The sequence below is a fragment of the Sphingopyxis sp. genome (assembly GCF_040216815.1).
Classification (GTDB): Bacteria; Pseudomonadota; Alphaproteobacteria; order Sphingomonadales; family Sphingomonadaceae; genus Sphingopyxis.
In genome coordinates this window covers 217434-242436 of the sequence record NZ_JAVJOJ010000006.1, presented here as the reverse complement: position 1 = coordinate 242436, position 25003 = coordinate 217434, and the positions used below count along the sequence as shown (strand labels likewise).

At 66.7% G+C, this 25003-nt stretch carries 22 protein-coding genes and 1 tRNA gene; 10 read left to right on the top strand and 13 right to left on the bottom strand.

The window, feature by feature from the left end; all coding sequences use genetic code 11:
- Nucleotides 1-14 precede the first annotated feature (14 nt).
- Complete coding sequence (locus RIA72_RS10020) at nucleotides 15-1196, top strand: TIR domain-containing protein (RefSeq protein WP_350032038.1); 1182 nt, start codon at nucleotides 15-17, stop codon at nucleotides 1194-1196.
- The gene (locus RIA72_RS10015; protein WP_350032037.1) at nucleotides 1193-2968 is read left to right on the top strand and encodes an adenylate/guanylate cyclase domain-containing protein; all 1776 of its coding nucleotides are present in this window, start codon (nucleotides 1193-1195) and stop codon (nucleotides 2966-2968) included. Before RIA72_RS10020 ends, RIA72_RS10015 begins: the two co-directional genes overlap by 4 nt.
- Here RIA72_RS10015 and RIA72_RS10010 read toward each other — a convergent pair.
- Nucleotides 2965-4260: an RsmB/NOP family class I SAM-dependent RNA methyltransferase gene (locus RIA72_RS10010; protein ID WP_350032036.1), complete on the bottom strand. Its 1296-nt coding sequence runs from the start codon at nucleotides 4258-4260 to the stop codon at nucleotides 2965-2967. The genes RIA72_RS10015 and RIA72_RS10010 overlap by 4 nt on opposite strands.
- A gap of 52 nt (nucleotides 4261-4312) precedes the next feature.
- Here RIA72_RS10010 and RIA72_RS10005 point away from each other — a divergent pair, with 52 nt between their 5' ends.
- A complete protein-coding gene (locus RIA72_RS10005; RefSeq protein ID WP_350032035.1) occupies nucleotides 4313-4522 on the top strand; it encodes a DUF1674 domain-containing protein in 210 nt (69 codons plus the stop codon).
- Between the two features lie 54 nt (nucleotides 4523-4576).
- On the opposite strand, the gene RIA72_RS10000 is transcribed toward RIA72_RS10005, so the two are convergent.
- Nucleotides 4577-5356, bottom strand: coding sequence for a SapC family protein (locus RIA72_RS10000; protein ID WP_350032034.1), 780 nt, complete (start codon nucleotides 5354-5356; stop codon nucleotides 4577-4579).
- 108 nt (nucleotides 5357-5464) lie between these two features.
- A complete protein-coding gene (locus RIA72_RS09995) occupies nucleotides 5465-6889 on the bottom strand; it encodes an FAD-binding oxidoreductase (RefSeq protein ID WP_350032033.1) in 1425 nt (474 codons plus the stop codon).
- A 198-nt stretch (nucleotides 6890-7087) separates the two neighbouring features.
- Between RIA72_RS09995 and RIA72_RS09990 the strand changes: the two genes are divergently transcribed.
- Complete coding sequence (locus RIA72_RS09990) at nucleotides 7088-7603, top strand: hypothetical protein (protein ID WP_350032032.1); 516 nt, start codon at nucleotides 7088-7090, stop codon at nucleotides 7601-7603.
- Between the two features lie 113 nt (nucleotides 7604-7716).
- Nucleotides 7717-9087 carry a DEAD/DEAH box helicase gene (locus RIA72_RS09985; RefSeq protein ID WP_350032031.1) on the top strand — a complete coding sequence of 457 codons (1371 nt, stop codon included), beginning with the start codon at nucleotides 7717-7719 and terminating at the stop codon, nucleotides 9085-9087.
- Between the two features lie 205 nt (nucleotides 9088-9292).
- Here RIA72_RS09985 and RIA72_RS09980 read toward each other — a convergent pair whose 3' ends face one another.
- Entirely contained in the window at nucleotides 9293-10306 is a 1014-nt protein-coding gene (locus RIA72_RS09980; protein ID WP_350032030.1) for an NADP-dependent oxidoreductase, read from the bottom strand.
- 99 nt (nucleotides 10307-10405) lie between these two features.
- On the opposite strand from RIA72_RS09980, the gene RIA72_RS09975 reads away from it, so the two are divergent.
- Nucleotides 10406-10481: transfer RNA gene (locus tag RIA72_RS09975), tRNA-Ala, on the top strand.
- A 174-nt stretch (nucleotides 10482-10655) separates the two neighbouring features.
- Here the strand turns inward: RIA72_RS09975 and RIA72_RS09970 are convergent.
- From RIA72_RS09970 to RIA72_RS09955, 4 genes are read right to left on the bottom strand one after another with little or no spacing between them, the layout of a single operon-like run.
- Nucleotides 10656-11819: an acyl-CoA dehydrogenase family protein gene (locus RIA72_RS09970; RefSeq protein WP_350032029.1), complete on the bottom strand. Its 1164-nt coding sequence runs from the start codon at nucleotides 11817-11819 to the stop codon at nucleotides 10656-10658.
- Nucleotides 11820-11837: 18 nt separating this feature from the next.
- The gene (locus RIA72_RS09965) at nucleotides 11838-12899 is read right to left on the bottom strand and encodes an aspartyl/asparaginyl beta-hydroxylase domain-containing protein (RefSeq protein WP_350032028.1); all 1062 of its coding nucleotides are present in this window, start codon (nucleotides 12897-12899) and stop codon (nucleotides 11838-11840) included.
- Between the two features lie 42 nt (nucleotides 12900-12941).
- The gene (locus RIA72_RS09960; RefSeq protein WP_350032027.1) at nucleotides 12942-15254 is read right to left on the bottom strand and encodes an ATP-dependent helicase; all 2313 of its coding nucleotides are present in this window, start codon (nucleotides 15252-15254) and stop codon (nucleotides 12942-12944) included.
- 10 nt (nucleotides 15255-15264) lie between these two features.
- Nucleotides 15265-16146 (bottom strand): Rossmann-like and DUF2520 domain-containing protein, encoded by an 882-nt coding sequence (locus RIA72_RS09955; RefSeq protein ID WP_350032026.1) that lies wholly within the window; start codon nucleotides 16144-16146, stop codon nucleotides 15265-15267.
- A 204-nt stretch (nucleotides 16147-16350) separates the two neighbouring features.
- Here RIA72_RS09955 and RIA72_RS09950 point away from each other — a divergent pair, with 204 nt between their 5' ends.
- Nucleotides 16351-16899, top strand: coding sequence for a septal ring lytic transglycosylase RlpA family protein (locus tag RIA72_RS09950; RefSeq protein WP_350032025.1), 549 nt, complete (start codon nucleotides 16351-16353; stop codon nucleotides 16897-16899).
- 80 nt (nucleotides 16900-16979) lie between these two features.
- A complete protein-coding gene (locus RIA72_RS09945) occupies nucleotides 16980-18245 on the top strand; it encodes an MFS transporter (protein ID WP_350032098.1) in 1266 nt (421 codons plus the stop codon).
- Here the strand turns inward: RIA72_RS09945 and rsmD are convergent.
- Together rsmD and RIA72_RS09935 are read right to left on the bottom strand one after the other, a co-directional pair.
- Complete coding sequence (rsmD, locus tag RIA72_RS09940) at nucleotides 18232-18774, bottom strand: 16S rRNA (guanine(966)-N(2))-methyltransferase RsmD (RefSeq protein ID WP_350032024.1); 543 nt, start codon at nucleotides 18772-18774, stop codon at nucleotides 18232-18234. The two genes, RIA72_RS09945 and rsmD, sit on opposite strands and share 14 nt — an antisense overlap.
- Nucleotides 18771-19616, bottom strand: coding sequence for a pseudouridine synthase (locus RIA72_RS09935; protein WP_350032023.1), 846 nt, complete (start codon nucleotides 19614-19616; stop codon nucleotides 18771-18773). The genes rsmD and RIA72_RS09935 overlap by 4 nt, the downstream gene beginning before the upstream one ends.
- Before the next feature lie 155 nt (nucleotides 19617-19771).
- On the opposite strand from RIA72_RS09935, the gene RIA72_RS09930 reads away from it, so the two are divergent.
- Together RIA72_RS09930 and RIA72_RS09925 are read left to right on the top strand one after the other, a co-directional pair.
- Nucleotides 19772-20209, top strand: a complete 438-nt coding sequence (locus tag RIA72_RS09930) for a response regulator transcription factor (protein WP_350032022.1) — start codon at nucleotides 19772-19774, stop codon at nucleotides 20207-20209.
- Between the two features lie 100 nt (nucleotides 20210-20309).
- Nucleotides 20310-21731 (top strand): AmpG family muropeptide MFS transporter, encoded by a 1422-nt coding sequence (locus RIA72_RS09925; RefSeq protein WP_350032021.1) that lies wholly within the window; start codon nucleotides 20310-20312, stop codon nucleotides 21729-21731.
- On the opposite strand, the gene RIA72_RS09920 is transcribed toward RIA72_RS09925, so the two are convergent.
- The 3 genes from RIA72_RS09920 to trpA form a co-directional block, all read right to left on the bottom strand.
- On the bottom strand, nucleotides 21728-23059 hold the full coding sequence (locus tag RIA72_RS09920) for a bifunctional folylpolyglutamate synthase/dihydrofolate synthase (RefSeq protein WP_350032020.1): 1332 nt from the start codon (nucleotides 23057-23059) through the stop codon (nucleotides 21728-21730). The two genes, RIA72_RS09925 and RIA72_RS09920, sit on opposite strands and share 4 nt — an antisense overlap.
- 199 nt (nucleotides 23060-23258) lie before the next feature.
- Nucleotides 23259-24110: an acetyl-CoA carboxylase, carboxyltransferase subunit beta gene (gene accD, locus RIA72_RS09915; protein WP_350032019.1), complete on the bottom strand. Its 852-nt coding sequence runs from the start codon at nucleotides 24108-24110 to the stop codon at nucleotides 23259-23261.
- Nucleotides 24107-24898, bottom strand: a complete 792-nt coding sequence (gene trpA / locus RIA72_RS09910) for a tryptophan synthase subunit alpha (protein WP_350032018.1) — start codon at nucleotides 24896-24898, stop codon at nucleotides 24107-24109. The genes accD and trpA overlap by 4 nt, the downstream gene beginning before the upstream one ends.
- Nucleotides 24899-25003: the final 105 nt, after the last annotated feature.

Genomic DNA, 25003 nt, shown 5'->3' with positions numbered 1-25003 from the left:
GCGAGGGGGAGCCGATGGTCGATGTTTTCATTTCCTATTCGCGCGACAACAAGGCGCGGGTGGCCGATATTGCCGCGGCGGTGAGCGCGGCGGGATATGATGTGTGGTGGGATGCCGAGCTGCCCCCGCACCGATCCTATGGCGACGTCATCACCGAAAAGATCGGCAGCGCGAAGGCGGCGATCGTCGTCTGGTCGCAGGCGTCAGCGCAGTCCGAATGGGTGCGCGCCGAGGCCGATGTCGCGCGCAACCAGAAAAAGCTGGTGCAGACGGCGATCGACGATGTGATGCCGCCGCTGCCGTTCAACCAGATCCAGTTCGCCGACCTCAGCGACTGGACCGGCGATCCGGCGCATGGGGGCTGGCGCAAGGTGCTGATGAGCCTGGAAGAGCTGTGCGGGCGCGCGGCGGTGGCCGCGCCGCCGCCGCAACCAAGGCCCGCGGCGGTCACTCCACCGCTGACGCCGCCCGTGGTCGGCCCCGCGACGTCGGCGGCGCCGCGCGCCTCCTTCCTTCCCTGGGCCTTGCTAGGACTGGCTGCGATTGCCGTGGCGCTGCTCGCGTGGAAGCTGTTGCAGCCTGCACCCGCGGCGCCCGATGCTTCACCGGTCGTTGCGGAGAAGAAGGCCGACGCCGTCGCCGCACCGTCCGGTGCTGCGGCTGCGCCGACTACCAGCGCGCCCGTCGAGGCGTTCACGCTCGCGGCTGTGATCGACGACCCCGACGGGTTCACCAACATCCGCGCGGGCAGGGGCACGAACCACGCCATCGTGGGCAAGGTGCTGGAGGGTGAAACCTTTCTGACCTATCAGCAATCGGGCGCGTGGTGGCGCGTACGCAAGGCCGACGGCACCGCGGGGTTCATGTACCGCAAATATATCCGCCTGATCGAAGGCGGTGCGGCGCGTGCGACGATCGCTTCGCCCGCAGGGGTCGGCGGAAGCGGCGTGGTCATTCCCGATTCGTCTGAGCGATTCCTGTCGGCAGGCGAGCTCGGGAATTTCAGCGCGGGCGAACTCAGGATTGCGCGTAACGAGATTTTTGCGCGGCACGGTTTCCGGTTCAGCGATCCCGCGCTACGCGCGCATTTCGAACGCTTCGATTGGTATCGCCCGGCGCGCGCAAGCGTCGAGCTGTCGGACATCGAAAGGGCCAATGTCGCGCTGCTGAAATCGGCCGAAGCCGCGGCGCGGTGACGGCCACCGCCGATCGGGTGGCGGCCGCCGAAGCCGAGGTTGCGCGGCGGCTGGAGCAGGGCGACGCGCTGACCGCCTTTGACTGCGCCGCGGCGGCGCATCGCGACGGCGCCGACAGCGCGCGGCTGCGCTATCTGATGGTGCGCTCGCTCGCGGCATCGGGCGACAGCATGGGCGCGATGGCGCTGTACGAGCGGCTGGGGCTTGACGCGTCGGACGATGTCGATTGCGTCGCGCTGGCCGGGCGCATCTGGAAGGACGCTGCCTTCGACCAGACGGGCGCGCGCCGGGCCGAATTGCTGGCGCGCGCCGCCGCGGCCTATGAAAAGGCGCTGGCCCTGTCGGACGCCGATTTCCCGGCGATCAATGCTGCGAGCCTTCATGCGATGCTGGGCGACCGCGTGCGCGCGGCGGCGCTGGCGGCGCCGATCGCCGACGCCGGGGCAGGCGACGATTATTGGGAACAGGCGACGCTGGCCGAGGCGTTGCTGCTGCTCGGCCGCGGCGAGGAGGCGCGCGGCGCGGCCACGGCAGCACGGGCGCAGGCCGCGCGGCGCATCGGCGATCGCGCGTCGACCTGCCGCCAGATTGCGCGGCTCGCCGCTGCGGGTGCAGTCGACGCGGGCGATGCAGCGGCGGTGCTCGACCAGCTTCGTCCGCCGCCGGTCGGCGTCTATTGCGGGCGGATGTTCCGCGCGGGCCGCGCGGGCGAAACCAACGCCCGCGCGGCGATTGCGGCGGCGCTCGACGCGCAGCCGCTGTCGGCGCTGATCGGTCCGCTGGCGTGCGGCGCCGACATCCTGTTCGCCGAGGCCGCGATGGCGCGCGGGATCGACCTGTCGGTCGTGCTGCCCTTTGCCGAGGAGGATTTCATCGCGCAGTCGGTCGTGTCGGGCGGTGCCGACTGGCTTCCGCGTTACGAGGCGTGCCGCGCGGCGGCGGCGACGGTCCATTTCGCCAGCAGCGCGCGCTATGTCAGCGACGATTGCCAGTTCATCCTGGGATCGCACACGATGATGGGGCTGGCGCGGCTCCGCGCGCGCGAGTTGGAGACCGAGGCGGTGCAGTTCGCGGTGATCGACGGCGCGGCGCGATCGACCGGAGCAATTGCCGGAACCAATGCCGACGTCGCCCTGTGGCAGCAGCAGGGTGGCAAGACGATCGAGATTACGGCGGAGGCGCTCGACCGCGCGCTCGATTTTCCGCCCGCGCCCAAGGCGCCCGAAGGCACGCGGCGGGGACTTTACGCGATATTGTTCGCCGACTTTGCCGGTTTTTCCAGGCTTGGCGAGGCCCAATTGCCCGTCTTTGCGCGCGAGGTGATGGGCCGGATCGGCCGCATCCTCGACAATTTTGGCGACGCGGTGCTGTTCCGCAACAGTTGGGGCGATGCCGTCTATGCGGTGATCGACGCGCCCGCGACGGCGGCAAGGATCGCGTTGGCGATGCAGGATGCGCTGGCGGTGCTGCCCGCCGAGCTGGAACTGGAAGGGGCACGCGCAGGGATGCGCATCGGCATCCATTTCGGCCCGATCTATCGCGGCACCGATCCGGTCGTCGGCAGCGAGCTGTGGTACGGCACCGAAGTCACGCGCACCGCGCGGATCGAGCCGGTCACGCTGGTCGGGCAGGTCTATTGCACGCAGCCGCTGGCGGCGATGCTGGCGCTTGGCGAGGAAGCGGATTTCGCGTGCGACTATGTCGGCAAGGTGCAGCTTGCCAAGGACTATGGCGAGCTGGCGCTCTATCGTCTGTCGCAGCGCATCGGTTAGGGCGCGCGCAGCCGCGCGATGAAAAAGCCGTCGAGCCAGCCGGCATCGGCAAGCTGGCCGGGGAGGGTGCGGACGAAGCCGTCGGCATCGGGCGCACATCCGTCGGGAAGCTCGTCCGCGCGCGCAGGATCGATGATCCAGTCCGAGTGGTCATCCACGAAGGCCGCAACCTGATCCTCCCCCTCGGCGCGTTCGAGCGAGCAGGTGGCGTAGACGAGCGTACCGCCCGGCTTGACCCAGCTTGCGGCGCGCGCGAGCAAATCGGATTGCAGCGCCGCCATGTCCGCGATCTGGCGCGGTTCGATGCGGTGGAGGACATCGGGATGGCGGCGAAAAATGCCCGTCGCCGAACAGGGGGCATCGAGCAGCACGGCATCGGCCGGGGCGGCGGGTTCCCATTTGCGGATGTCGCCCTGTACGACATCGGCGGCGAGACCGGTGCGCGCGAGGTTGGCGCGTAGACGCTCCAGCCTCTTGGCGCTGGCATCCACCGCCGTGACCGCCCATCCGGCCGCGGCAAGCTGCATCGTCTTGCCGCCCGGCGCGGCGCAAAGGTCGAGGATGCGGCGGCCTTCGCCCGGCCCGAGCAGCCGCGCGGGCAGGCTGGCGGCGAGATCCTGCACCCACCAGCCGCCCTCGGCGAAGCCCGGCATCGCCTCGACCGCCTGGCCGCGCGGCAGGCGGCGGTGGCGCGGCGCGAGCGCGGCGGCATCGGGCCATTCGTCGGCGCCGGGTTCGGCGGCGAAGCTGAGGTCGATCGGCGGCGGCGCGCTCCAGCTTTGGGCGGCGGCATCGACGATTGCGTCCCCCCATTGCTCCGCCCAGCGCGCCGCGGCGGGGGCAGGGAGAGTCGCGCGCGCGGGCAGCGTCCACTTTTCCTGCTGTGCGCGCGAAAGGATCGCGTGGACGAGGCGGCGCGGCCCGCCGTCGACGAGCGGCAACGCGGTCGCAACGACGGCGTGACCGGGGGTTTCGAGCAGGAGCAGCTGCGCGAGCGCGAGGCGGAGCACTGCCCGCGATTTGACGTCGTCCGGCAGCGGCTCGGCGGTCGCGCCGTCGATCAGCGCGTCGATGTCGGTCATCCAGCGCAGCGCTTCCGACACGATGGCGACGGCAAAGGCGCGGTCCGGACCGGAAAGCCCCTGTGCGGCGGCGTGCATCGCGATATCGAGCGGGTCGCCGCGGCGCAGAATCGCGTCGATCAGCCGCAGCGCGGCGCGGCGCGGCGCGAGGCCGGGCGGATCGGCGGCGGCGCGCGGCCGGCGGCGCCGGTCGGAACGGCGATCAGCCATGGCGGGCCGGGGCATGGTTGGCGGAACGCATCGATGATCCTATAGTGCGGGCATGACCGAGAGTGGCGAGACTATGACCATCGGCGGAACGCCGCGCGCTGTAAAGCGCCCCGCGCATGTAAAACCGCCCGAAAGCTGGACGAACAGTGCGGTTCCCGCGCCCGCGCCGATCCGCGAAGAGCGCGCCGAGGACCAGCCGGGCGGGCGCAATCCGGTGCGTTATGGCGACTGGGAATTGAAAGGCATCGCGGTCGATTTCTGACCGCAGCAAAAAAAGCCGCCCCGGCGCGATGCCGAGGCGGTTTTGTTCCGAATATCAGACGGCCGGTGCTTCGGTGACGAGCGGCATCTTGCCGCTCTTGACCTGCTCGGCGAAAACTTCGCGCATCAACTGCAGCGAGAAGAGGTGCGCGAAGATCAGACCGAGAATGCCGTTCTGCATCAGCTTGCGCAGCACGTCGCCGCGCAGTTCGCGCAGCTTGTTTTCGTCGACCATCTGGAAGCCGCGATAGACATAAGGCTTGTCGTTGCCTTCCTGCTGGATCGCAACTTCGCCGTCCATGAGCAGGTCGGCCTTTTTCAGCTCTTCCATGAACATGCCGGTGCGCTGACCGGCTTCCTCGAAATTCTTGCAGAATTCGAGCACCGCCTTGACCTGGTCCGACGGCTGGCCGTCGACGAACAGCGCATCGCCTTCGTCGAACTTGCCGATCGCGCCCGAGGTCGGGTCGAAGCAGAGCGACAATTCGTCGGTATTGGGCTGCAGCTTGGCGAGCAGGAAGGGATAGCGGCGGATATAGGCAGGGACATAGACCGGGTTGATCAGCTTGCCCTCGTCGTCAACGAACGTGTTGATCCCTTCGTTGAGGCCCATCAGCGCGAGCGGAACGGGGTTGTCGCCCGCCGAAAAGACGATCGGGTAAAAGCGGCACGCCGAGACAAATTCATCCGAGGTGAGCGGAACCGCATGCTGGCCAACCAGAAATTCGGCGCTGTCGAGCGGGCGCGCGTGGAAATCGACGTGATCGACGCTCGAAAGCGGGGTGAGGTCCTTATAGAAAAGCGGCAGGTTGGCAGGTGCGGGCGCGGTGGCCATGATCGAACTCCGGTAATTTGTCCCGCGAGCGGAACGCAAAAAGATAAAGCGCCTTATTGACCCGGCGCGCGCGGCGCAAGGGGGCGATGATGTGAAGCGGGCGGGGCTTCAGCCAATGAGCTTGCCCGGATTGAAGAGGCCGGCGGGGTCGAGGCCCTGCTTCACCGCGCGGAGCGCCGCAAGCCGGGCGGGGCTGTCGAGTTCGGCGAGGATGTCGCGCTTCATCTGGCCGATGCCATGTTCGGCCGAGATCGACCCGCCCATTTCGATCACATGGGTATAGACGATGCGGCTGAGCGCGGCGCCATGTTCGGCGATCCATGCCGCACCGTCGACGCCGGGGGGCGGCTGGACATGGTGATGCACATTGCCGTCACCGAGATGGCCGAAGGACAATGCCCGCGCGCCGGGAAAGGCCGCGGCGAGCCGCGCGGGATTGTCGGCGATAAAGGCCGGCATCCGATCGACGGGCACGCTGATGTCGTGTTGCAGCGCGGGGCCGTCGGTGCGCTCGGCCTCCGAGATCGAATCGCGCAGGCGCCAGAAATCCTCGCTCTCGCGATCGTTCTTGGCGAGCGCGACGTCGCGTACCAGCCCGGCGTCGAGCGCCGCGGCCAGCTGGGCTTCGAGCATCGCGCCAAGCGCTCCATCGTCGTCGCCCGCGAGTTCGGCGAGGACATACCAGGGGTGTGCGGCGGCGAGCGGCGCGCGGGTGCCTGGAATATGGCGCAGCACGGCGTCGAGGCAGCTGTGCGGGATAAGCTCGAACCCCTCGAGCGTGCGGCCGATCGCGGCATCGAGACGGCGGAGCAGTGCGAGCGCGACCTCGGGCGAGTCGACGCCGATCCACACGGTACGGCGTGCCGCGGCGGCGGGGACGAGATGCAGCGCCGCCGCGGTGACGACGCCCAACGTCCCTTCGGCCCCGCACAGAAGGTGCCTGAGGTCGTAGCCGCGATTATCCTTTTTGAGTGGGGCAAGGCCGTCGAAGATCTGACCGTCGGGCAGCACGGCTTCGATCCCGGCAACGAGCGCGCGCATCGTGCCGTGGCGCAGCACCTGCGTTCCCCCGGCGTTGGTCGAGACGAGCCCGCCGATCGTCGCCGACCCCTTGCCGCCGAGCGTGAGCGGGAAGCGCAGGCCGTGCGCGAGCACTGCTTCGTGGAACGTCTGGAGGATCACGCCGGCCTCAGCGACCGCGATCTGCGCCGCGGCATCGACATGGCGGATGCGGTTCAGGCGGCGGAGGCTGAGCAGCAACTGGTCGCCGCTGGCGTCGGGCGTCGCGCCGCCGACCATCCCGCTGTTGCCGCCCTGCGGCACGAGCGCGACTTTGGCATCGGCGCAAAGGCGCACCACGGCGGCGACCTCCTCGGTTGTTGCGGGCGACAGCATCGCGGCGGCGCGGCCATAATATTTGCCGCGCCAGTCGGTGAGCCACGGCGCCATCGTGTCGACATCGGTGGCAAAGCCCTTGGGCCCGAGCCGGGCGGCGAGCGCGTCGAGCAACAGGGGGGGGGGGGCGCTGGTCATGGCGTTCGGTTCCGCTTTTGCCTCATCGCCGTGCCGACGACCGGTCGCGGCAGTTCATATGATATTCAATCATATCTGCTAATGCCGCGATGAACGAATAGGGTCCTGACGTCCAGCCGGAACGGGCTGTGGGACGGACGCGAAGAAGATGGGTGGGCAAGATATGGATGACAAGGTGGAAACGGCGGTGACGCAAAGGTGCTGACGGCGGCTTTCCTGTGGATCATGGCCGCGCCCGCCGCCGATACGGCGCCGCCGGTTGCCGCTCCGGAGGTCCTCGCCCCGGTCGCGCCTCCGGCGCTCGATGATTCGCGCTCCTTTTGGCAGGTGGTGATCGAGCGGCAGATGATCATCCGCGTCCCCGCGCAGCGGTCGCAGCTCAACAATTTCGCCGCTCCCCCGCCGCCGCGCATCGCCGAGGTGCCGGTCGAGTGGAAAGAAAAGAAGGGCCCGAAATGCGTGGCCATGCGCAACATCGTCGGAATGCGCGCGGTGCAGCGCGACAGCATCGACCTGATCACCCGGCAGAAGCAAAGGCTGCGCGCACAGCTCAACCGCGGGTGCCGCGCGCTTGATTTTTATGCGGGCTTTTACATGCAGGGCAGCAAGGACGGGAAGCTCTGCGAGGATCGCGACGAGATTCACGCGCGCACCGGCGCGAAGTGCGAGATCGACAAATTTCGGCTGATGGTTCCGGTCCGGGGCGACGATTGAACGTCTTTTTCACCGGCATTCCTTGACTTTTTGTCGCTGTTTGCCCATTGGCCGCGGCACGCTCGCCTGCGTGGGCGGCGGAGCGTAGCCCTATCTTCCGGACATGATGCCACATGAAATTTGCCGACCTCGGCCTTTCCGACGAACTTTTGCGCGCGATCGACGAATCGGGCTATAACGAACCCACGGCCATCCAGGCGGGGGCGATCCCCTCTGTCCTGATGATGCGCGACATGATCGGCATCGCGCAGACGGGCACGGGCAAGACCGCATCCTTCGTGCTGCCGATGATCGACATTCTGGCGCACGGGCGCACCCGCGCGCTGATGCCGCGATCGCTGATCCTGGAGCCGACGCGCGAGCTTGCTGCGCAAGTTGCCGAAAACTTTGAAAAATACGGCAAGTATCACAAACTGTCGATGGCGCTGCTGATCGGCGGCGTCCAGATGGGGGATCAGGTCAAGGCGCTGGAAAAGGGTGTCGACGTGCTGATCGCGACGCCGGGCCGACTGATGGACCTGTTCGAACGCGGCAAGATCCTGCTCACCGGCTGCAACCTGTTGGTGATCGACGAAGCGGACCGGATGCTCGACATGGGCTTCATCCCCGACATCGAGAATATCTGCACCAAGCTGCCCGCGAATCGGCAGACCCTGCTCTTTTCGGCAACGATGCCGCCGCCTATCAAGAAGCTGGCCGACAAATTCCTGTCGAACCCCAAGACGATCGAGGTCGCGCGCCCCGCGAGCCGCAACGAAAATATCGAACAGTTCGTGGTGAAAAGCTCTGAACGCGGCAAGCGCGACACGCTGCGGTCGCTGATCGAAGCCGAGGATCTGGCAACCGCGATCATCTTTTGCAACCGCAAGACCACGGTGCGCGAGCTGGCGAAATCGCTGCAACGGCACGGATACAAGGCGGGCGAGATTCATGGCGACATGGACCAGTCGAGCCGTATCGCCGAACTCGACCGGTTCAAGAACGGTACGATCAACATCCTCGTCGCGTCCGACGTTGCGGCGCGCGGGCTGGATGTGAAGGGCGTCAGCCACGTCTTCAACTTCGATGCGCCCTGGCATCCCGACGATTATGTCCATCGCATCGGCCGCACCGGCCGCGCGGGGGCAAAGGGGCGGGCATTCACGCTGATCACGCCATCCGACGACGAGGCAATCGACAATATCCAGAAGCTGACGGGGTATCAGATTCCGGTCCATGAAGGCGCCGGCGGCGAGGCGAATGCCGATCGCGGCGAAGAGCGCGGGTCGCGCGGCGAAAGCCGTTCATCGCGCGGCGGGCGCCGGTCGGACAAGGCCGCCGACAAGGACACGAAGCGCCCCGGCGACAAGCGCAGCGATGCCGCTCGGAAGAAAGATGCGGACCGCAAGCCGGCGCCCGCCGCGCGGCGGCAGGACGATGAGGGTCCCGATGACGGCTGGAACGGCCCGATGCCCGATTTCCTGTCGGTCGGGTTCGGGAGCTGAGCCGGGCCAGCCGGGCGACATCCGGTTTGTTTTGAAGGCTGCCGGTTTGTGTCGACGGCTGCTTTGGGGTGGAGAGCGGACATCTTCAGGTCCGTCATCCCGGCGAAGGCCGGGATCTCGTCGGTGCGCCAAACCGTTAGGGTGAGATCCCGGCTTTCGCCGGGATGATGTTGGAAGGGATGTCGTATTTCGGCCGTCAGCTGTCCTAGAGCCGGACCAGCATCTTGCCGATATTGGCGCCCGAAAACAGCCCCAGAAAGGCTTCGGGCATGGCGTCGATCCCTTCGTGCACCGTTTCGCGGATCGTCACTGCGCCGCTGGCGATCAGACCGCTCATATCGGCGTAAAATTCATCCATGCAGTCGATGAACTGGTCGGTGTAGATAAAGCCTTCCATGCGGATACGCGCGGGGATGGCGCGGATGAGGTATTTCATTTCCTGCGGCCTGGCGTCGTTGTAAACCTCGATCATCCCGCAAATGGCGAAGCGTGCGAAGTCGTTGGCGACGGCAAAAGCGGCGTCGAGATGTTCGCCGCCGACATTGTCGAAATAGACGTCGATGCCCGCTTTGCCGAGATGTTCGAGCGCGGCGGCGAGTTGGGGCAGCACCGGCCCGGCCTTGTAATCGACCACCGCATCGGCGCCCAGATCGTCGACCCAGGCGCATTTGTCGCTGCCACCGGCCGATCCGATCACCGTCATCTCGCGCGCCTTGGCGATCTGGACCACCGCCGATCCGACCGCCCCCGCCGCGGCGGAGACAAAGACGGTGTCGCCGGGTTTCGCCGCGGCGACGCGGAGCAGGCCGATCCATGCGGTGCCGCCGGTCAGCCCCATATTGTGCAGGAAGGTCTGCGGCGGCAGCCCCGCATCGAGCAGCGCGATCGGCAGCTTGTTCGGCATCATGTCGAGCCCGATGACGCCGCCCTCGCGCCAGCCGCCCATGTGGAGAATGAGGTCGCCCGGCGCGAACCCTTCCATCCGGCTTTCGACGACTTCGCCGATCGCGCCGCCGGTCATCGGCTGGTCGAGCTGGAAGCTTGCGGCGTAGCTTTTGGTGTCGTTCATCCGTCCGCGCATATAGGGATCGACCGAAAGCCAGAGGTTGCGAACGCGAAGCTGGTCCTTTTCAAGCGGCGCGTCGGCGATGTCGCGAAGTGCGAAATTGTCCATCGTCGGCAGTCCCTGCGGACGACTGGTCAAATGCCAGGCTTTCATCGGAATCCCCCCATTCCTCAAAATATCCCAGCGGCGAGGCCCAAGGTCAGAAAAGCCGTTGCCACTGCCGGACAGTGCCGTTAAGACCCCGCCGGTCGCGGGGCCGTAGCTCAGATGGGAGAGCGCTGCAATCGCACTGCAGAGGTCAGGGGTTCGATTCCCCTCGGCTCCACCAGCGACCTTCTTCCGCTTCCCCAGCTTTAACGACGGGCTCCGCCGGATTTCTCACTGCGTCATCGCGAGCGCAGCGAAGCGATCCGGGTGCGGTTTACGCCCCTCTGGATTGCCGCGTCCCCCGGATCGAGTCCGGGGTCCTCGCGATGACAATATCAGGAACGGCAACCCGATCTCAGCCCGCGTAATCGCGAATCATATTTTTTGCGATGACTAGCTGCTGGATCTGCGTCGTCCCTTCATAAATGCGGTAAATGCGGCAGTCGCGATAAAAGCGTTCGGCAAGATATTCCTTAAGATAGCCCGCGCCGCCGTGAATCTGGACAACCCGGTCGGCGACGCGGCCGCACATTTCGCTGGCGAACATCTTGGTCGCCGCGGCTTCGACGAGGATTTTTTCGCCGCGGTCGGCGCGCGCGCAGGCGTCGTTCAGCATACAGTCGGCGGCATAGATTTCGGCCTTGCTGTCGGCGAGCATCGCCTGGATCAGCTGGAAATTGGCGATCGGTTCGCCGAACGCCTTGCGCTCCATGGCGTATTTGAGCCCCGCGTCCAGCATCCGCTTGGCATAGCCGATGCTGGCCGCGGCGACCGAGAGGCGGCCGTTGTCGAGGCTCTGCATCGCGGCGCGGAAACCGATGCCTTCCTCGCCGCCGAGCAGCGCGTCGCCGTCGACATGCACATCCTCGAGAATCACGTCGGCGATCTGCGACCCCGCCTGGCCCATCTTGCCGTCGGGCTTGCCGATCGACACGCCCGGCGTGTCGCGGGGGACGAGAAAGGCGCTGACATGCGCGTTCTTGGGCAAAGCCTCTGCATTGGTGCGCGCCATGACGAGGATCACGTCGGCAAAGGGCGCGTTGGTGATGTAGCGTTTGGTGCCGTTCAGCACATAGCCGTTGCCGCTGGGCACCGCGCGCGTCTTCATCGCCGCGCTGTCCGACCCGCTGTCGGGTTCGGTCAGGCCGAAGGCGGCGATCGATCCGTTTGCGAGCCTCGGCAGCCAATGCGCCTTCTGCTGCTCGGTCCCGAAACCGAGGATCGATTTGCACACCATGCCGATGTTGATCGACACGATCGAGCGATAGGCGGGCGAGGCATAAGCGAGTTCGCGGATGAAGCCGACATATTGGCTGACGTTCATGCCCGCGCCGCCATACTCTTCGGGCATCGTCACGCCGAACAGCCCCATGTCGCGCATTTCGGCCAGAATATCGTCGGGAACGCGGCCGAGCTCCTCAAGCTGGTCTTCGGCAGGGATCAGCCGTTCGCGGACATAGCGTTGCAGCTGTTCGATAAAGGCGTCGTAGATGTCGGCGTCCATGCCCGCATTGGTCATCGTCTTCCTGTCCCTTGTCTATTGTTCACCATAGGTGTCGATTGCCGCAAAGATGTGCGTCAATTGTTCGCGCTCGTCGGCGTCGATGTCGGGACGCCAGATTTCGAACAGCAGGATGGTGCGGTCGCTGCTCCCGCGGTTCCACGCTTCATGTTCGAAACTGTCGTCGAAGATCAGCAATTCGCCCTCGCGCCAGCTGCGCGTTTCCGCGCCGACGCGCAGGCCGCAGCCGTCGGGGACGATCAGCGGCAGGTGACAGATCAGGCGCGTGTTGAGCAGCCCGTGATGCGGCTGGATATGCGTGCCGGGCATCAGGCGCGAAAAGAGCGCGATCGGTGCGCGGTTCGGAATGACGGGCCGCGGTGCCAGGTCGAGCGCCGCGAGCGTCGCGGGGCACAGCCGGTCCATCCCCTCTGCCACCGCGCCGTCCTTCCACAGCCAGGCCGCGCCCCAATCGGGCTTGTCGAGAAGGGGGTTGTTCGGCGGCGGCCGGTCGGTGCTGGCGGTGACATAGGGCGCGAAGCGGTCGGCTGACCTGTCGATCAAGGCCATGACTTCGCTGCGGATCGCCTCGGTCGCCGCCTCAAGAGCTGGCACCCAGTCGAAGGCGCTGCGGTCGAAGAAGGGGCGCTGCGCCAGGCCGGGGAAATAGAACATGCTCGGCTGTTGCAGGTACAGCGGCTGTTCGCCCGCGAGCATATTCAGTGCTTCGGCGACGCGCGGGGGCGCTTTGCGTCGATCGATGCCTGCGGCGCCGAGCTGTGCGAGCAGATGTTCGGCGAAGGCGCGCTCGGTCGCCGTGAGAAAGGCTTCGGCGCGTTGAAGGCCGGGGTGGAGCGCGGGCGGAACGCTGCGCGCTTGCGCCGCGGTGGCAAGCGCGAGGCGGTAATAGCTGCCCGCCGCGCGGTCGTCGGCGAGCCGCCGCTTCAGTTCGGCCATCGCGAGCAGCGCGGCGATATTGCCGCGGTCGGCGCGGATCGCACCGTCGAGCGCCGCCGTTTCGGCCGCGACGTCACCGCGCCGATGCGCGTCGCGCGCCTGGTCGAGCCATGTCGTCTGCCCCGTCATGGCCTTTGCCATAACGGGGCGCCCGGTCTTTGCAAGCGAGCGGCGGACGGACGTTCAGGCCGTGCGGACGAAACTGTCGAGCACGCGCTTGCTGCCGGCCTGATCGAATTCGACCTCCAGCTTGTTGCCGTCGATGTCGATGATTTCGCCATAGCCGAATTTTTCGTGAAAGACGCGAAGCCCGATCGCGAGGTCGGCGCGCGGCTTGGCGCCGACCGATGCGGCGGGTCCGCGTTCGGACGGGGCGGGCGCGCGGGTGACGGTCGAGCTTTGCGCCATTGCGCGCTGCCACGCCGGGCCGCGCGTCATCGTGCGCGCGGGCTGGCGTTCCGCGACATGGGCAAAGGGGTCGCCCTGCGCCGACCAGTTGGCGCGCCACAGGCTTTGCCCGCCGCCGAAGCTGTTCTCCATCTCGACATGTTCGGGGGGGATTTCGGCGATGAAGCGGCTGGGGATGCTGCTCATCCACTGGCCATAGATGCGGCGGTTCGCGGCGTGATAAATGCTCGCGCGCTGACGCGCGCGGGTGATCGCGACATAGGCGAGGCGGCGTTCCTCCTCGAGACTGGCGGTGCCGCCCTCGTCCATCGCGCGCTGCGACGGAAAGACGCCATCCTCCCAGCCGGCGAGGAAGACATGATCGAATTCGAGGCCTTTCGCCGCGTGGATCGTCATGATCGTGACCGTTTCGACCTGATCGTCATTGTCGCGGTCCATGACGAGGCTGACATGCTCGAGAAATTCCTCGAGCGTTTCATACTCCTCCATCGCGCGGACGAGTTCGGAGAGGTTTTCGAGCCGCCCCGCGGCCTCGGCGCTGCGGTCGGCCTGAAGCATCGCGGTATAGCCCGATTCGTCGAGAATGAGCTGGGTGAGCTCGGGGTGCGACAGTTCGTTTGCCTTGCCCTGCCAATTTCGCATCATCGCGACGAAGTTCGCGAGCTGGCGGCGCGCCTGCGGGGTCAGTTCGTCGGTTTCGGTGATGCGCGCGGCGGCGTGGAACAACGGTGCCCGTTCGGCCCGTGCGAACTGGTGGATGCGTTGCAGTGCCTTGTCGCCAAGCCCGCGCTTCGGAACATTGACGATGCGTTCGAAGGCGAGGTCGTCGGCGGGTGAGTGGACGAGGCGGAGATAGGCGAGCGCGTCGCGGATTTCGGCGCGTTCGTAGAAACGGAAACCCCCGACGATGCGGTAGGGCATGCCGATCGCGATGAAGCGATCCTCGAACTCGCGCGTCTGGAACTGCGCGCGGACGAGGATGGCGGTGCGGTCGAGGCTGACCTGGCGGTGCTGGAGCGTTTCGAGCTCCTCGCCGATCCGCCGCGCTTCCTCGGGCCCGTCCCACACGCCGACGACGCGCAGCTTGTCGCCGGGTTCAAGCTCGGTCCAGAGCGTCTTGCCGAGCCGATCCGAGTTCTGCGCGATCAGCGCCGAGGCGGCGGCGAGGATCTGCGGCGTCGAGCGATAATTCTGCTCGAGGCGGATCACGGTCGCACCGGGGAAGTCCTTTTCGAAGCGCAGGATGTTCGCGACCTCTGCCCCGCGCCACGAATAGATCGACTGGTCGTCGTCGCCGACGCAGCAGATATTCTTGCGCGCCTGCGCGAGCAGGCGGAGCCAGAGATATTGGCTGGCGTTGGTGTCCTGATATTCGTCGACGAGCACATATTTGAAGCGCGCCTGATAATATTCGAGCACGTCGCGGTGCGTTTTCAGGATCGTGAGCATGTGCAGCAAGAGGTCGCCGAAGTCGCAGGCGTTGAGCGTCTTCAGCCGCGCCTGATAGAGCGCATAGAAATGCTGGCCCTTGCCATCGGCATAGGCCTCCTTGTCGGCGGCATCGAGGTCGGCAGGCGTCAGCCCGCGATTCTTCCATTTGTCGATGAGTCCCGCAAGCTGGCGCGCGGGCCAGCGCTTTTCGTCGAGCCCCTCGGCCTGAATGAGCTGTTTCAGCACGCGAAGCTGGTCGTCGGTGTCGAGGATGGTGAAATTGCTTTGCAGGCCGACCAGCTCGGCATGGCGGCGCAGCATCTTGGCGCAGATGCTGTGAAAGGTGCCGAGCCACGGCATTCCTTCGACCGCGTCGCCGATCATCCGCCCGATCCGTTCGCGCATCTCGCGCGCCGCCTTGTTGGTGAAGGTGACGGCGAGGATTTCGGACGGCCAGGCGCGGCGCGTCGCGATGATATGCGCGAGGCGCGCGGTCAGCGCCGCGGTCTTGCCCGTGCCCGCGCCCGCGAGCATCAGCACCGGTCCCTCGGTCGTCAGCACCGCCTGCCGCTGCGGGCCGTTCAACCCTTGCAGATAGGGCGGGTCCGAGGGATCTGGGCGGGTGAGGTCGGGCGTCGAGATGGGGGGCGTATGCACGCGCGAACGATTAGGGAACAGCGAGCAGGCTGTCCAGTGCAGTGAGGCGGTCCGAGGGGAGCGTTTCGCGCCGCGCAAGCTCGCTCAGCGTCGCCCCCGCCATCGCGCGATAGGCGGGGAGGAGGCCCGGGCTGAGCGCGCCGAGCGTTTCGAGATGATCGCCGATGGTCCGCGCATCGCCGCGAAGCAACGGGCCCGAGAGCCCCTCGAAGCCGTGCGCGAGGCTGTTTTCGAGCGCCGCGCGGACGAGCGGGGCGAGCAGCGCGGCGGGATCGTCAACGCCCGCGTCGGTCAGCGCCTGCGACGCGCCGGCGGTCAGCGTCACCAGATGGTTCGACGCGTGGCAGAGCGCGGCGTGATAGAGCGCGCGCCGGTCCTCGGCGATTTCGACTGCGACGCCGCCGAGGCAGGCGACAATCTGTTTCGCGCGGTTGGTCGCGTGGGGCGTCGAGCCGGTGATGGCAAAGCGCGCATTCGCCATGCGCTGCACCTCGACCACCGGATCGCCGGTGAAGGTCATCGCGGGGTGGATCGCGGCGGTGAGCGCGCCCCTTTGGCGCAAGGGCGCCAGAATCGCCGCGCCGCTGCCGCCGCTGACGTGAAAGACAAAGGGCTTGCCGCCGTCGGCCATTCGTTCCGCGAGATCGGCGGTAACGGTGGCGAGTGCGCTGTCGGACACGGCGATGGCGATGATGTCGCATTCGCCAAGCAGCCTGTCGAGGTTCGGCTCCGCGCGGACACCGGCCCGCGCCGCCGCGCCGCGCGCGTTTTCGGACGAACGGCCCCACAGTATCGGAGTTCCGCTCGAATGTGGTGTCAGCGCCAGGGCGAGCGCCTGTGCGACCCGGCCGGTGCCGACGATGCCGGGCCGATGGAGGCGGAAATCGGTCATGGACATCGCTGTAACGCGTGAGCGGATTTTCGCCAATCGAACGTCTGTTTTTGACCCGAAGCGACCGTAAATCCGCTTTTTCGCCAGAGGGCGAGGATGCCGACTCGGCGCGTCAACCTCCGTCCCCCAAAAAATAGCCGCACTTGTGGACTTTATCTCCCCGTTGCAGACCTTTACGATCGGCCCATGCCGTTACGCCCGATAATGCAACTGGCCGGAACGGCCTTCGCCCTTCTGGCCCTTTCCGCCTGTGCCGGAGGCCAATATCGGCCCGTAGCCGACGCGCCGGTTCGCATCGGTCCCGCCTATACGATCCGCGGCGTGACCTATGTGCCCGCCGCAGTCCCCACCTATGACGCACTCGGCTATGCGAGCTGGTATGGGAACGAATCGGGCAGCCGCACCGCCAATGGCGAAAAATTCCGGCCCGGCTGGATAAGCGCGGCGCACACGACCCTGCCGCTTCCGACCTATGTTGAGGTCACGTCGCTCGATAGCGGGCGGCGGATCATCGTTCGCGTCAACGATCGTGGTCCGTTCGCGCGCGGGCGCCTCATCGACCTGTCGCGCGGTGCGGCCGAACAGCTTGGCATCAAGGCGCAAGGCCATGCGCCGGTACGCGTTCGCCGTGTCGAGCCGTCGGAGAAGGATCGCGAACGGTTGCGCAAGGGCAAGCCCGCGGCATCGCTGGCGCCTGTCCCCGAGCGCGCATTGCTGCGTTTGCGTGCGCAGCTTGCTGCCGGCGGCGGCTGACCTTCGTATTGCACTTGCGCCGCGCAGGACGCGCGCGCAAAGCGTCGCGACATGGAAGGGGAGGGGCATCACCTGTGGATCTGGCACCCTATCGACGACACCGGCGTATCCTGACCGCGAGCCTCGTCGGCACCGCGGTCGAATTTTATGATTTCTACATCTATGGCACCGCGGCGGCGCTGGTGTTCGGACCGCTTTTCTTTCCCGAAAGTTCGGCATCGGCCCAGCTGATGTACAGCTTTATGACCTTCGGGCTCGCTTTCTTTGCGCGGCCCGTCGGGGCGATCGTCTTTGGCCATTATGGCGACCGGATCGGGCGCAAATCGACGCTGGTTGCGTCGCTGATGCTGATGGGAGCGTCGACCCTGCTCATCGCATTCCTGCCGACCTATGCGATGGTCGGCTGGCCCGCGCCGCTGCTGCTGTGCATCCTGCGCTTTGGACAGGGTTTCGGTCTCGGTGGCGAATGGGGTGGGGCGGCGCTGCTCGCGGTCGAAAATGCGCCGCCCGGCTGGAAATCGCGGTTCGGCATGTTTCCGCAGCTCGGGGCGCCGGTGGGCTTCATTGCCGCGAACGGGCTGTTCCTGTTGCTGGGCCTGGGGCTCAGCGACAGTGATTTCGCCGCCTGGGGCTGGCGAATTCCATTCCTGTTATCGGCGATCCTGGTGGGTCTCGGGCTATGGGTACGGCTGAAGATCGGCGAGACGCCCGATTTCGCCGATGCGCTCGAAAAGGAGGCGCCCGTGGCCGTGCCGCTGGGCGAATTGTTCCGGCATCATCTGGTTGCGACGCTTGCGGGCACCTTTGCCGTCGTCGCCTGCTTCGCGATCTTCTACCTCGCGACCAGTTTCGCGCTTGCGCATGGAACGACGGCTCTGGGGCATCCGAAGGAGCAATTCCTGCTGATCCAGCTCGGCGCGATCCTGTTCATGGCCATCGGGATCATCGCCGCGGGATATTGGAGCGACGCGTCGAGCGCGCAGCGCGTGCTGACCTGGGGGTGCGGTGCGACGATGCTGATCGGGATTCTTTTCGGGCCGTCGCTGGCGTCGGAGAGCTGGGCGCTGATCTTTATCGGGCTGGCAGCGGCGCTTTTCGTGATGGGGCTGGTCTATGGCCCGCTTGGAAGCTGGTTGACCGGGCTGTTTCCGGTCCGCGTGCGGTATACCGGGGCGTCGGTTGCGTTCAACGCCGGCGGCATATTGGGCGGCGCGATGGCGCCGATCGTTGCCCAAGCGCTTGCCGATCGGGGCGGGACCGAAACCGTCGGTTATTATCTGGCGCTTGCCGGGATCGTCAGCTGGCTGGGTCTCTTGATGGTGCGACGGACCGCTACGCCGGCCTGAGCAACGTCAGCTTCGCCTTGCCGACGCGCCGTTCGGCGTCGATTTCAAAGCCCGCAACCTCGACCGTTTCGCGCTCGCCGGTTTCGATCGAAATCCAGCTGTCGGGGGCAACCCAGCCGAGGCGGGCGAGCTTGTCGAGCGCGACGCTACCCGCGCCGGTGGCATAGGGCGCATCGAAGAGCAGCAGGTCATAGGTTCGGCGCGCAGGGCCGAGCGCGAGCACCGATCCGGCGCGGACGTCGGCGCGGGGGGTGGCGCCGAGCGCGCCGAGATTCTTGCGCAGCGTGTCGAGCGCGCCCTGGTCCTGTTCGGCGAACAGGCATTGCTCGGCGCCGCGCGACAAAGCCTCGATCCCCAGCGCGCCAGATCCGGCGAAGAGGTCGGCGACATACAGCCCCTCGAAGCTGCCAAGGCGGCTCGCGAGCATCGAGAAGAGCGTCTCGCGCGTGCGGTCGGCGGTCGGGCGGGTGGCGTCGTTTTTGGGCGCGAGCAGCTTGCGGCCGCGCCATTCGCCGGCGATGACCCTCATTTGTCCAGTTGCCGCCGGAACTTGAACAATTCGTCGCGCGGAACAACCTCGACCGCGCCCATGTCGAGCCCGGCGACGGTAAATTCGCCATAGCGCGTGCGAATGAGGCGGCTGACCTGAAGCCCCAGATGTTCGAGCACGCGGCGCACCTCGCGATTCTTGCCCTCGGTCAGCGTCATCTCGATCCACTGGTTGCGCCCGGTGCGGCGTTCGAGGTTGGCGTCTATCTTGCCGTAACGGATGCCGTCGATCTCGATCCCCAGCACCAGTTCCTCGAGCTGCGTCTGGCTGATGTCGCCAAAGGCGCGCGCCCGATAGGTGCGCTCGACCCCGCTCGCAGGCAGCTCAAGCTGGCGCTTGAATTCGCCGTCGTTGGTGAGGAGCAGCAACCCTTCGGTATTATAGTCGAGGCGGCCGACGGGCATCAGCCGCGGCAATCCCTTGGGCAATATGTCATAGATCGTCTTGCGCCCTTTTGGATCGCGCGCCGCGGTGAGGCAGCCCGCGGGCTTGTGAAAGCGATAGAGGCGTGTCGAAACGGGCTTGGCGACCGGATTGCCGTCGACGGTCAGCCCGTCGAGTGACGCGAGGAGCGGCGCGGGTTGGGCGACGATTTCGCCGTTGAGCGCGATGCGCCCTTCCTCGATCATCCGTTCGACGTCGCGGCGCGAGCCGACCCCGGCGCGCGCGAGCAGCTTGGCGATGCGCTGCGGCCCGTCCTCGCGCTCGGGTTCGGCGGGGAGTTTGCGCGGCGGCGCGGCGGCGCGCGCGGCGCGGCGGCCCTTCGGAGCGTCGCGAACGGGCGTGCGGGGTGTCGAGCGGGGGCGGCGGGGGGGCGTCATCGGAACGGATGCGGCTTTCTTGTCGTTATGCGGGAAAAGACTGTGGCGTTGTGGTCACGCTCATAGCCGGAAAAGTGTCGCTTCGTCGATGGCAAGCAGAAGCGATATTGCGCCGCGCGCCAGAGCGAGTCATGGCGCATCGAAAGGGAGATTTCATGCTTTTTGCGTCGCGTCCCTCCTGCATCAAGCGGCTGCTGGTCATCGAGGATGACCCGCTGACGGCGTTCGACAACGAGCATATTCTGAAACATGGCGGTTACGATGTCGTCGCGACGGTCGATTCGGGCGAAGCCGCGGTCGCGATCATGGCGGCCGAGCAGGTCGACGCGCTGGTGCTCGACCTGGGCCTTGCGGGGCATATGACGGGCCGCGAGGTGGCGCGGCTGGCGCGCGACCGCGGGATCGCAGTGCTGCTCGTCACCGGCCAGTGCCCCGACGACGCAAGCGAGATCGCCATGGCTTGCCTCGGCAAACCGCATAGCGCGGGCGCGCTCGTCGCGGCGCTGAAGGCGCTGGAGACGATGATCTGCAAGAATCAGGCACCGCGCAAGGTTGCGGGCCTGACAACCTATTGGCGCCCCGCCGCGGCCTGAGCCCCGGCGGACCGGCGCGCCGGTCATTTACCCGCTTCCAATTTGGAGAAGAGGCTTTAGGCCCTGAGGGATAGCGCTGCGGGCGGGGAAAGGACATCAAATGCAACTCGGGCTGGATACAGCGGTGCTGATCGGTGTGATTGCGCTGGTGATCGGGCTTGCGTTCGTGGTGCCGAGCTTCGCGCCCTATCGCAAGCCGATGCCCATTGTGGCGTTCCTGCTCGGCATCTCCAGCGGCTTTCCGCTTACTCTGCTGCTCGGCACGATGACCTTCTGGCTTTCGAAAGTGGGGATCGAGAAATCGACCATCGGTTTCGCGATCGGCCTGACCACCCCTTATACGCTGAAATTCCTGTGGGCGCCGCTGGTCGACCGATTGCCGCTGCCTTTCCTGACCAAAGCGTTCGGACAGCGGCGCGGCTGGCTGTTTTTCATTCAGGCGCTGCTCGTGATTGCGATCTGGAACCTCGGCACCAGCAATCCGACGAACGACAATCTGGCGCCCTTTGCCTTCTGGGCGATCGCCGTCGCTTTTCTGTCGGCGACACAGGACATCGTCATCGACGCATACCGCATCGAAATCCTTACCGACGCCGAATTGCCGCATGGGACCGCGATGAACCAGTTCGGCTATCGCACCGGCAACCTGATCGCCGGTGTCGGCACCATCGCGCTGGCGTCGCCCGAGGGGTTTAATCTTGGATGGGCAACCGCGTACGGTTTTACCGGACTGGCTGTGCTCCCGGCCTTCCTCGGCGCGCTTTACGCCGGGTCGGGGCGCTTCGATCCCGCTCGCGCCAACGCTCTGGCTGGCGGCTTCGGGGCGTGGCTGAAAGACACGGTCGTCAATCCGTTCCGCGAATTTCTGGGCCGTAATGGCGCTGTGCTGATCCTGCTGTTCGTGCTTGTCTACAAGGTCGGCGATGCCATGGGGCAGGGGATGCTCAATCCGATGATCGTCGAACTGGGCTTCACCGATACCGAGTTCGTCGCGATCAACAAGGGCGTCGGTTTTGTTGCACTGATCGTCGGTTCGGCATGCGGGGCGCCCTTCATCGCGTGGCTCGGTATGGGGCGGGCGTTGCTCGTATCCGGATTGCTGATGATGTTCAGCAATTTCCTTTTCGCCGTGCTGGCAGCGGTCGGCCATTCGCCGCTGATGCTCGCGGTCGCGGTCGGGGCCGAAAATTTCACGAGCGGGATCGGCTTGACCGTTTTTGTCACCTATTTGTCTGGGCTTTCCAGCCTCGCCTATACGGCGACGCAGTTCGCATTGCTGTCGTCCTTTGCTGCCGTGGGACGCACCTGGCTGGCAACGCCGGGAGGCTATATTGCCGAGGGACTGGGGTGGGTCGGTTTCTGGATCGTGACCGTGGTGATCGCGGCGCCCGGAATGCTGTTGCTTTGGATGCTTTGGCGCAAGGGATTCGTGGTTCAGACCGTCCGGCAACCGAGCACGGAGGACGACGGGCACGAGCTCGCGCACCCTGAGGAAGATCGGCCTGCGCCAGTGCGAACCTAGTCCGGTAGCTCGCCGTTCGCGGCGAGGACCTCGCCGGCGAGATAGAGCGAGCCGCAGATGAGGATGTCGCCCGGCGTGCTGCCCAGTTGGCGCAGCGCGGCGGGTACGTCGCTACACGGGTGCGCTTCGGCGATACCCAGCGTTTCGCGAACCTGCTGGCAGAGAGCGGCGGGATGGTGATGCTCGTGGCCGAGGATCGGCACAGCGCGGAACGAGGCGATGCGGCTGGCGATAGGGCGGAGGAAACCCATCGCATCCTTGTTCGCGAGCAGGCCGCAGACGATGTGCAGCGGTGCCATAGTCTCCAGCGCCTTTGCGAGCGCGACGCCCGCGTCGGGGTTATGCCCGCCATCGAGCCAGACGGCGGTTCCCGGCGACACCAGGCGGGTGAGCGGCCCGGCGCCAAGCCGCTGCATCCGCGCAGGCCAGTGCGCGCGCGCCGTCGCGGCGGCGAGCGCGGCGTCGTCGATCGCGATCGCGTCCTGATGGCGCAGCATCGCGACCGCGAGCGCGGCATTGTCGGCCTGGTGCATGCCCGCAATGGCGGGCGGCGGCAGGTCGAGCGTACCGCGCGCGTCGCGATAGCGGAGGCGGCCGTCGGTGACATGCGCGTCCCACGCGGAGCCGCGATCGACAAGGCGCGCGCCCACGGCGGCGGCGCGCGCGGCGATCACCGTGCGCATCGACGCGGGATAGGCCTGCGTCACCAGCGGCGCGCGCGCCTTGGCGATCCCGGCCTTTTCAAAGGCGATGCGGTCGTGGGGCAGCGCGGGCACGTCGGCCTCGGGCGCGAGCAGAAAGGCTTCATGGTCGATGCCGAGCGACGCGATGCCGCACACCGTGGGGGCCGCGATGATATTGGTCGCGTCGAGCCGTCCGCCAAGCCCGACCTCGACGATACAGGCGTCGGCAGGCGTGCGCGCAAAGGCGAGGAAGGCGGCGGCGGTCGTGACCTCGAAAAAGCTGGCTTGAAGGCCGTCGGCGACGTCGAGCACCTCGGCGAGCAGCGCGGCGAGCAGTGCGTCGTCGATCAGGGTTCCGGCAAGACGGATGCGTTCGTTGAAGCGGACGAGATGCGGGCTCGAATAGACATGGGCGGAGAGCCCCTGTGCCTCGATCGCGGCGCGGAGGAAGGCGCAGGTCGATCCCTTGCCGTTGGTCCCCGCGACGTGGAGGACGGGCGGCAGGTGATGCTGCGGATCGCCAAGGCGGCGGCACAGTTCGGCGATGCGCTCGAGGCCCAGAATGTCGCGCCCCGGCGACAGCGCGGCGAGGCGATCGAGCTGGGCCTGAACGGCGGGGTCGGCTGAGCGGGCGTGGTCGGGCATTCTTGCGGGCTTTCGCAAGCCCCTCCCCTTCAGGAGTGGCAGGTAAACTGTCCCCCGGACAGTTTGGATCATGCCGGGGGCATGATCGACCTGCCACTGTGTTGGGGTGGGGGTAGCGTCGCAAAGCCCACCCCGCTGCGACTAGCCAGCAAGCTGGCAAGTCTCGCTGCCCCTCCCCTGAAGGGGAGGGGCGATAGGATCAGGCCGCCTTTTCGGGCGCCAGATAGCCGATCAGGCGGCCGAGCGTGGCGGGCAGCTCCTTGCGATGCACGACCATGTCGATCATCCCATGGTCGAGCAGATATTCGGCGCGCTGGAACCCTTCGGGCAGCTTTTCGCGGATCGTATTCTCGATCACGCGCTGGCCCGCAAAGCCGATCAGCGCCTTGGGCTCGCTGATCTGGATGTCGCCGAGCATCGCATAGCTCGCGGTGACGCCGCCGGTCGTGGGATCGGTGAGCAGCACGATATAGGGCAGGCCGGCGCGGCGCAGGCGCGCGAGCGCCACCGTTGCGCGCGGCATCTGCATCAGCGACAGCGTGCCTTCCTGCATCCGCGCGCCGCCCGCGGCGGTGATCGCGATATAGGGGACGCCGCGCTTGATCGCGGCCTCGACCCCCGCGACAAAGGCTTCGCCGACGGCGACACCCATCGACCCGCCCATGAAGGCGAAATCCTGCACGCCGATCACCGCGCCCTGGCCCGAAATGCGGCCAAAGGCATTCTGATAGGCGTCGCGGTCGCCGGTCTGCGCGCGCGCCGCCTTGATGCGGTCGACATATTTCTTGGTGTCGCGGAACTTCAGCGGATCCTCGGGCGCCGCGGGGGCGGCGATCAGCTCGTGGAGGCCGCCGTCGAAGAGCTGTGCGAAGCGTTCCTTGGCGCCGATACGATCATGATGGTCGCAGCGCGGGCAGACGTTGAGATTGTCTTCCCATTCCTTGACGAAGACCATCTGCTGGCACTGGCGGCATTTGTGCCAAAGATTGTCGGCGGTGTCGCGCTTGGCCCCGAAAGGCAGGGCGTTGCGAACGCGGTCGAGCCAGCTCATGCGGCGATCTCCTTTGCGCCGTGGATAGCATCGGCGAGGGTGCGGGTGAAAGCCTCGACATGCGGCGCCGCGGCGTCGCCATGTTCGGCGATGATGTCGATAAAGGCCGATCCGACGACGACGCCATCGGCGACGCGCGCGATGGCCGCGGCCTGTTCGGGGGTGCGGACGCCGAAGCCGACCGCGACGGGCAGGTCGGTCGCGGATTTGAGGCGCGCGACGGCGTCCTCGATGCTCGCCTGAGCGGCCTGTTGCAGCCCGGTGATCCCGGCGACCGAAACATAATAAAGGAAACCGCCCGCGCCGTTCAGTACATCGGGCAGACGCGCGGCGTCGGTGGTCGGCGTGGCGAGGCGAATGAGGTCGACGCCGGCGGCGCGGAGCGCGGGGCCGAGTTCGGGGTCTTCCTCTGCCGGGATGTCGACGCAGATCACGCCATCGACGCCCGCTTTCGCGCATTCGGCGGCGAACCAGTCGGCGCCGCGGATCGTCATGGGGTTGGCATAGCCCATCAGGACGAGCGGCGTATCGGGGTGACGCTGGCGAAACGCGGCGGCGATGGCGAACAAGTCGGCGGTGGTCGTGCCCTTGGCGAGGCTGCGCAGGTTCGCGGCCTGGATCGCGGGGCCATCGGCCATCGGATCGGTGAAGGGCATGCCAAGCTCGATCACGTCGGCGCCCCCCGCGACGAGCGCGTCGAGGTTCGCGGCAGTGTCACCGTCGCCGCCCGTTATGAAGGCGACGAGCGCGGGGTGTGGTTTGGCGAAGGTGGCGGCGAAGCGGGTCATATAGCCTCCTCGTGCGCGTTGCCGACTACGCTTCCCCGCTTCGTCATCCCGGACTTGATCCGGGATCCATTCACGCAACTGTGGACCAATGGATTCCGGATCAAG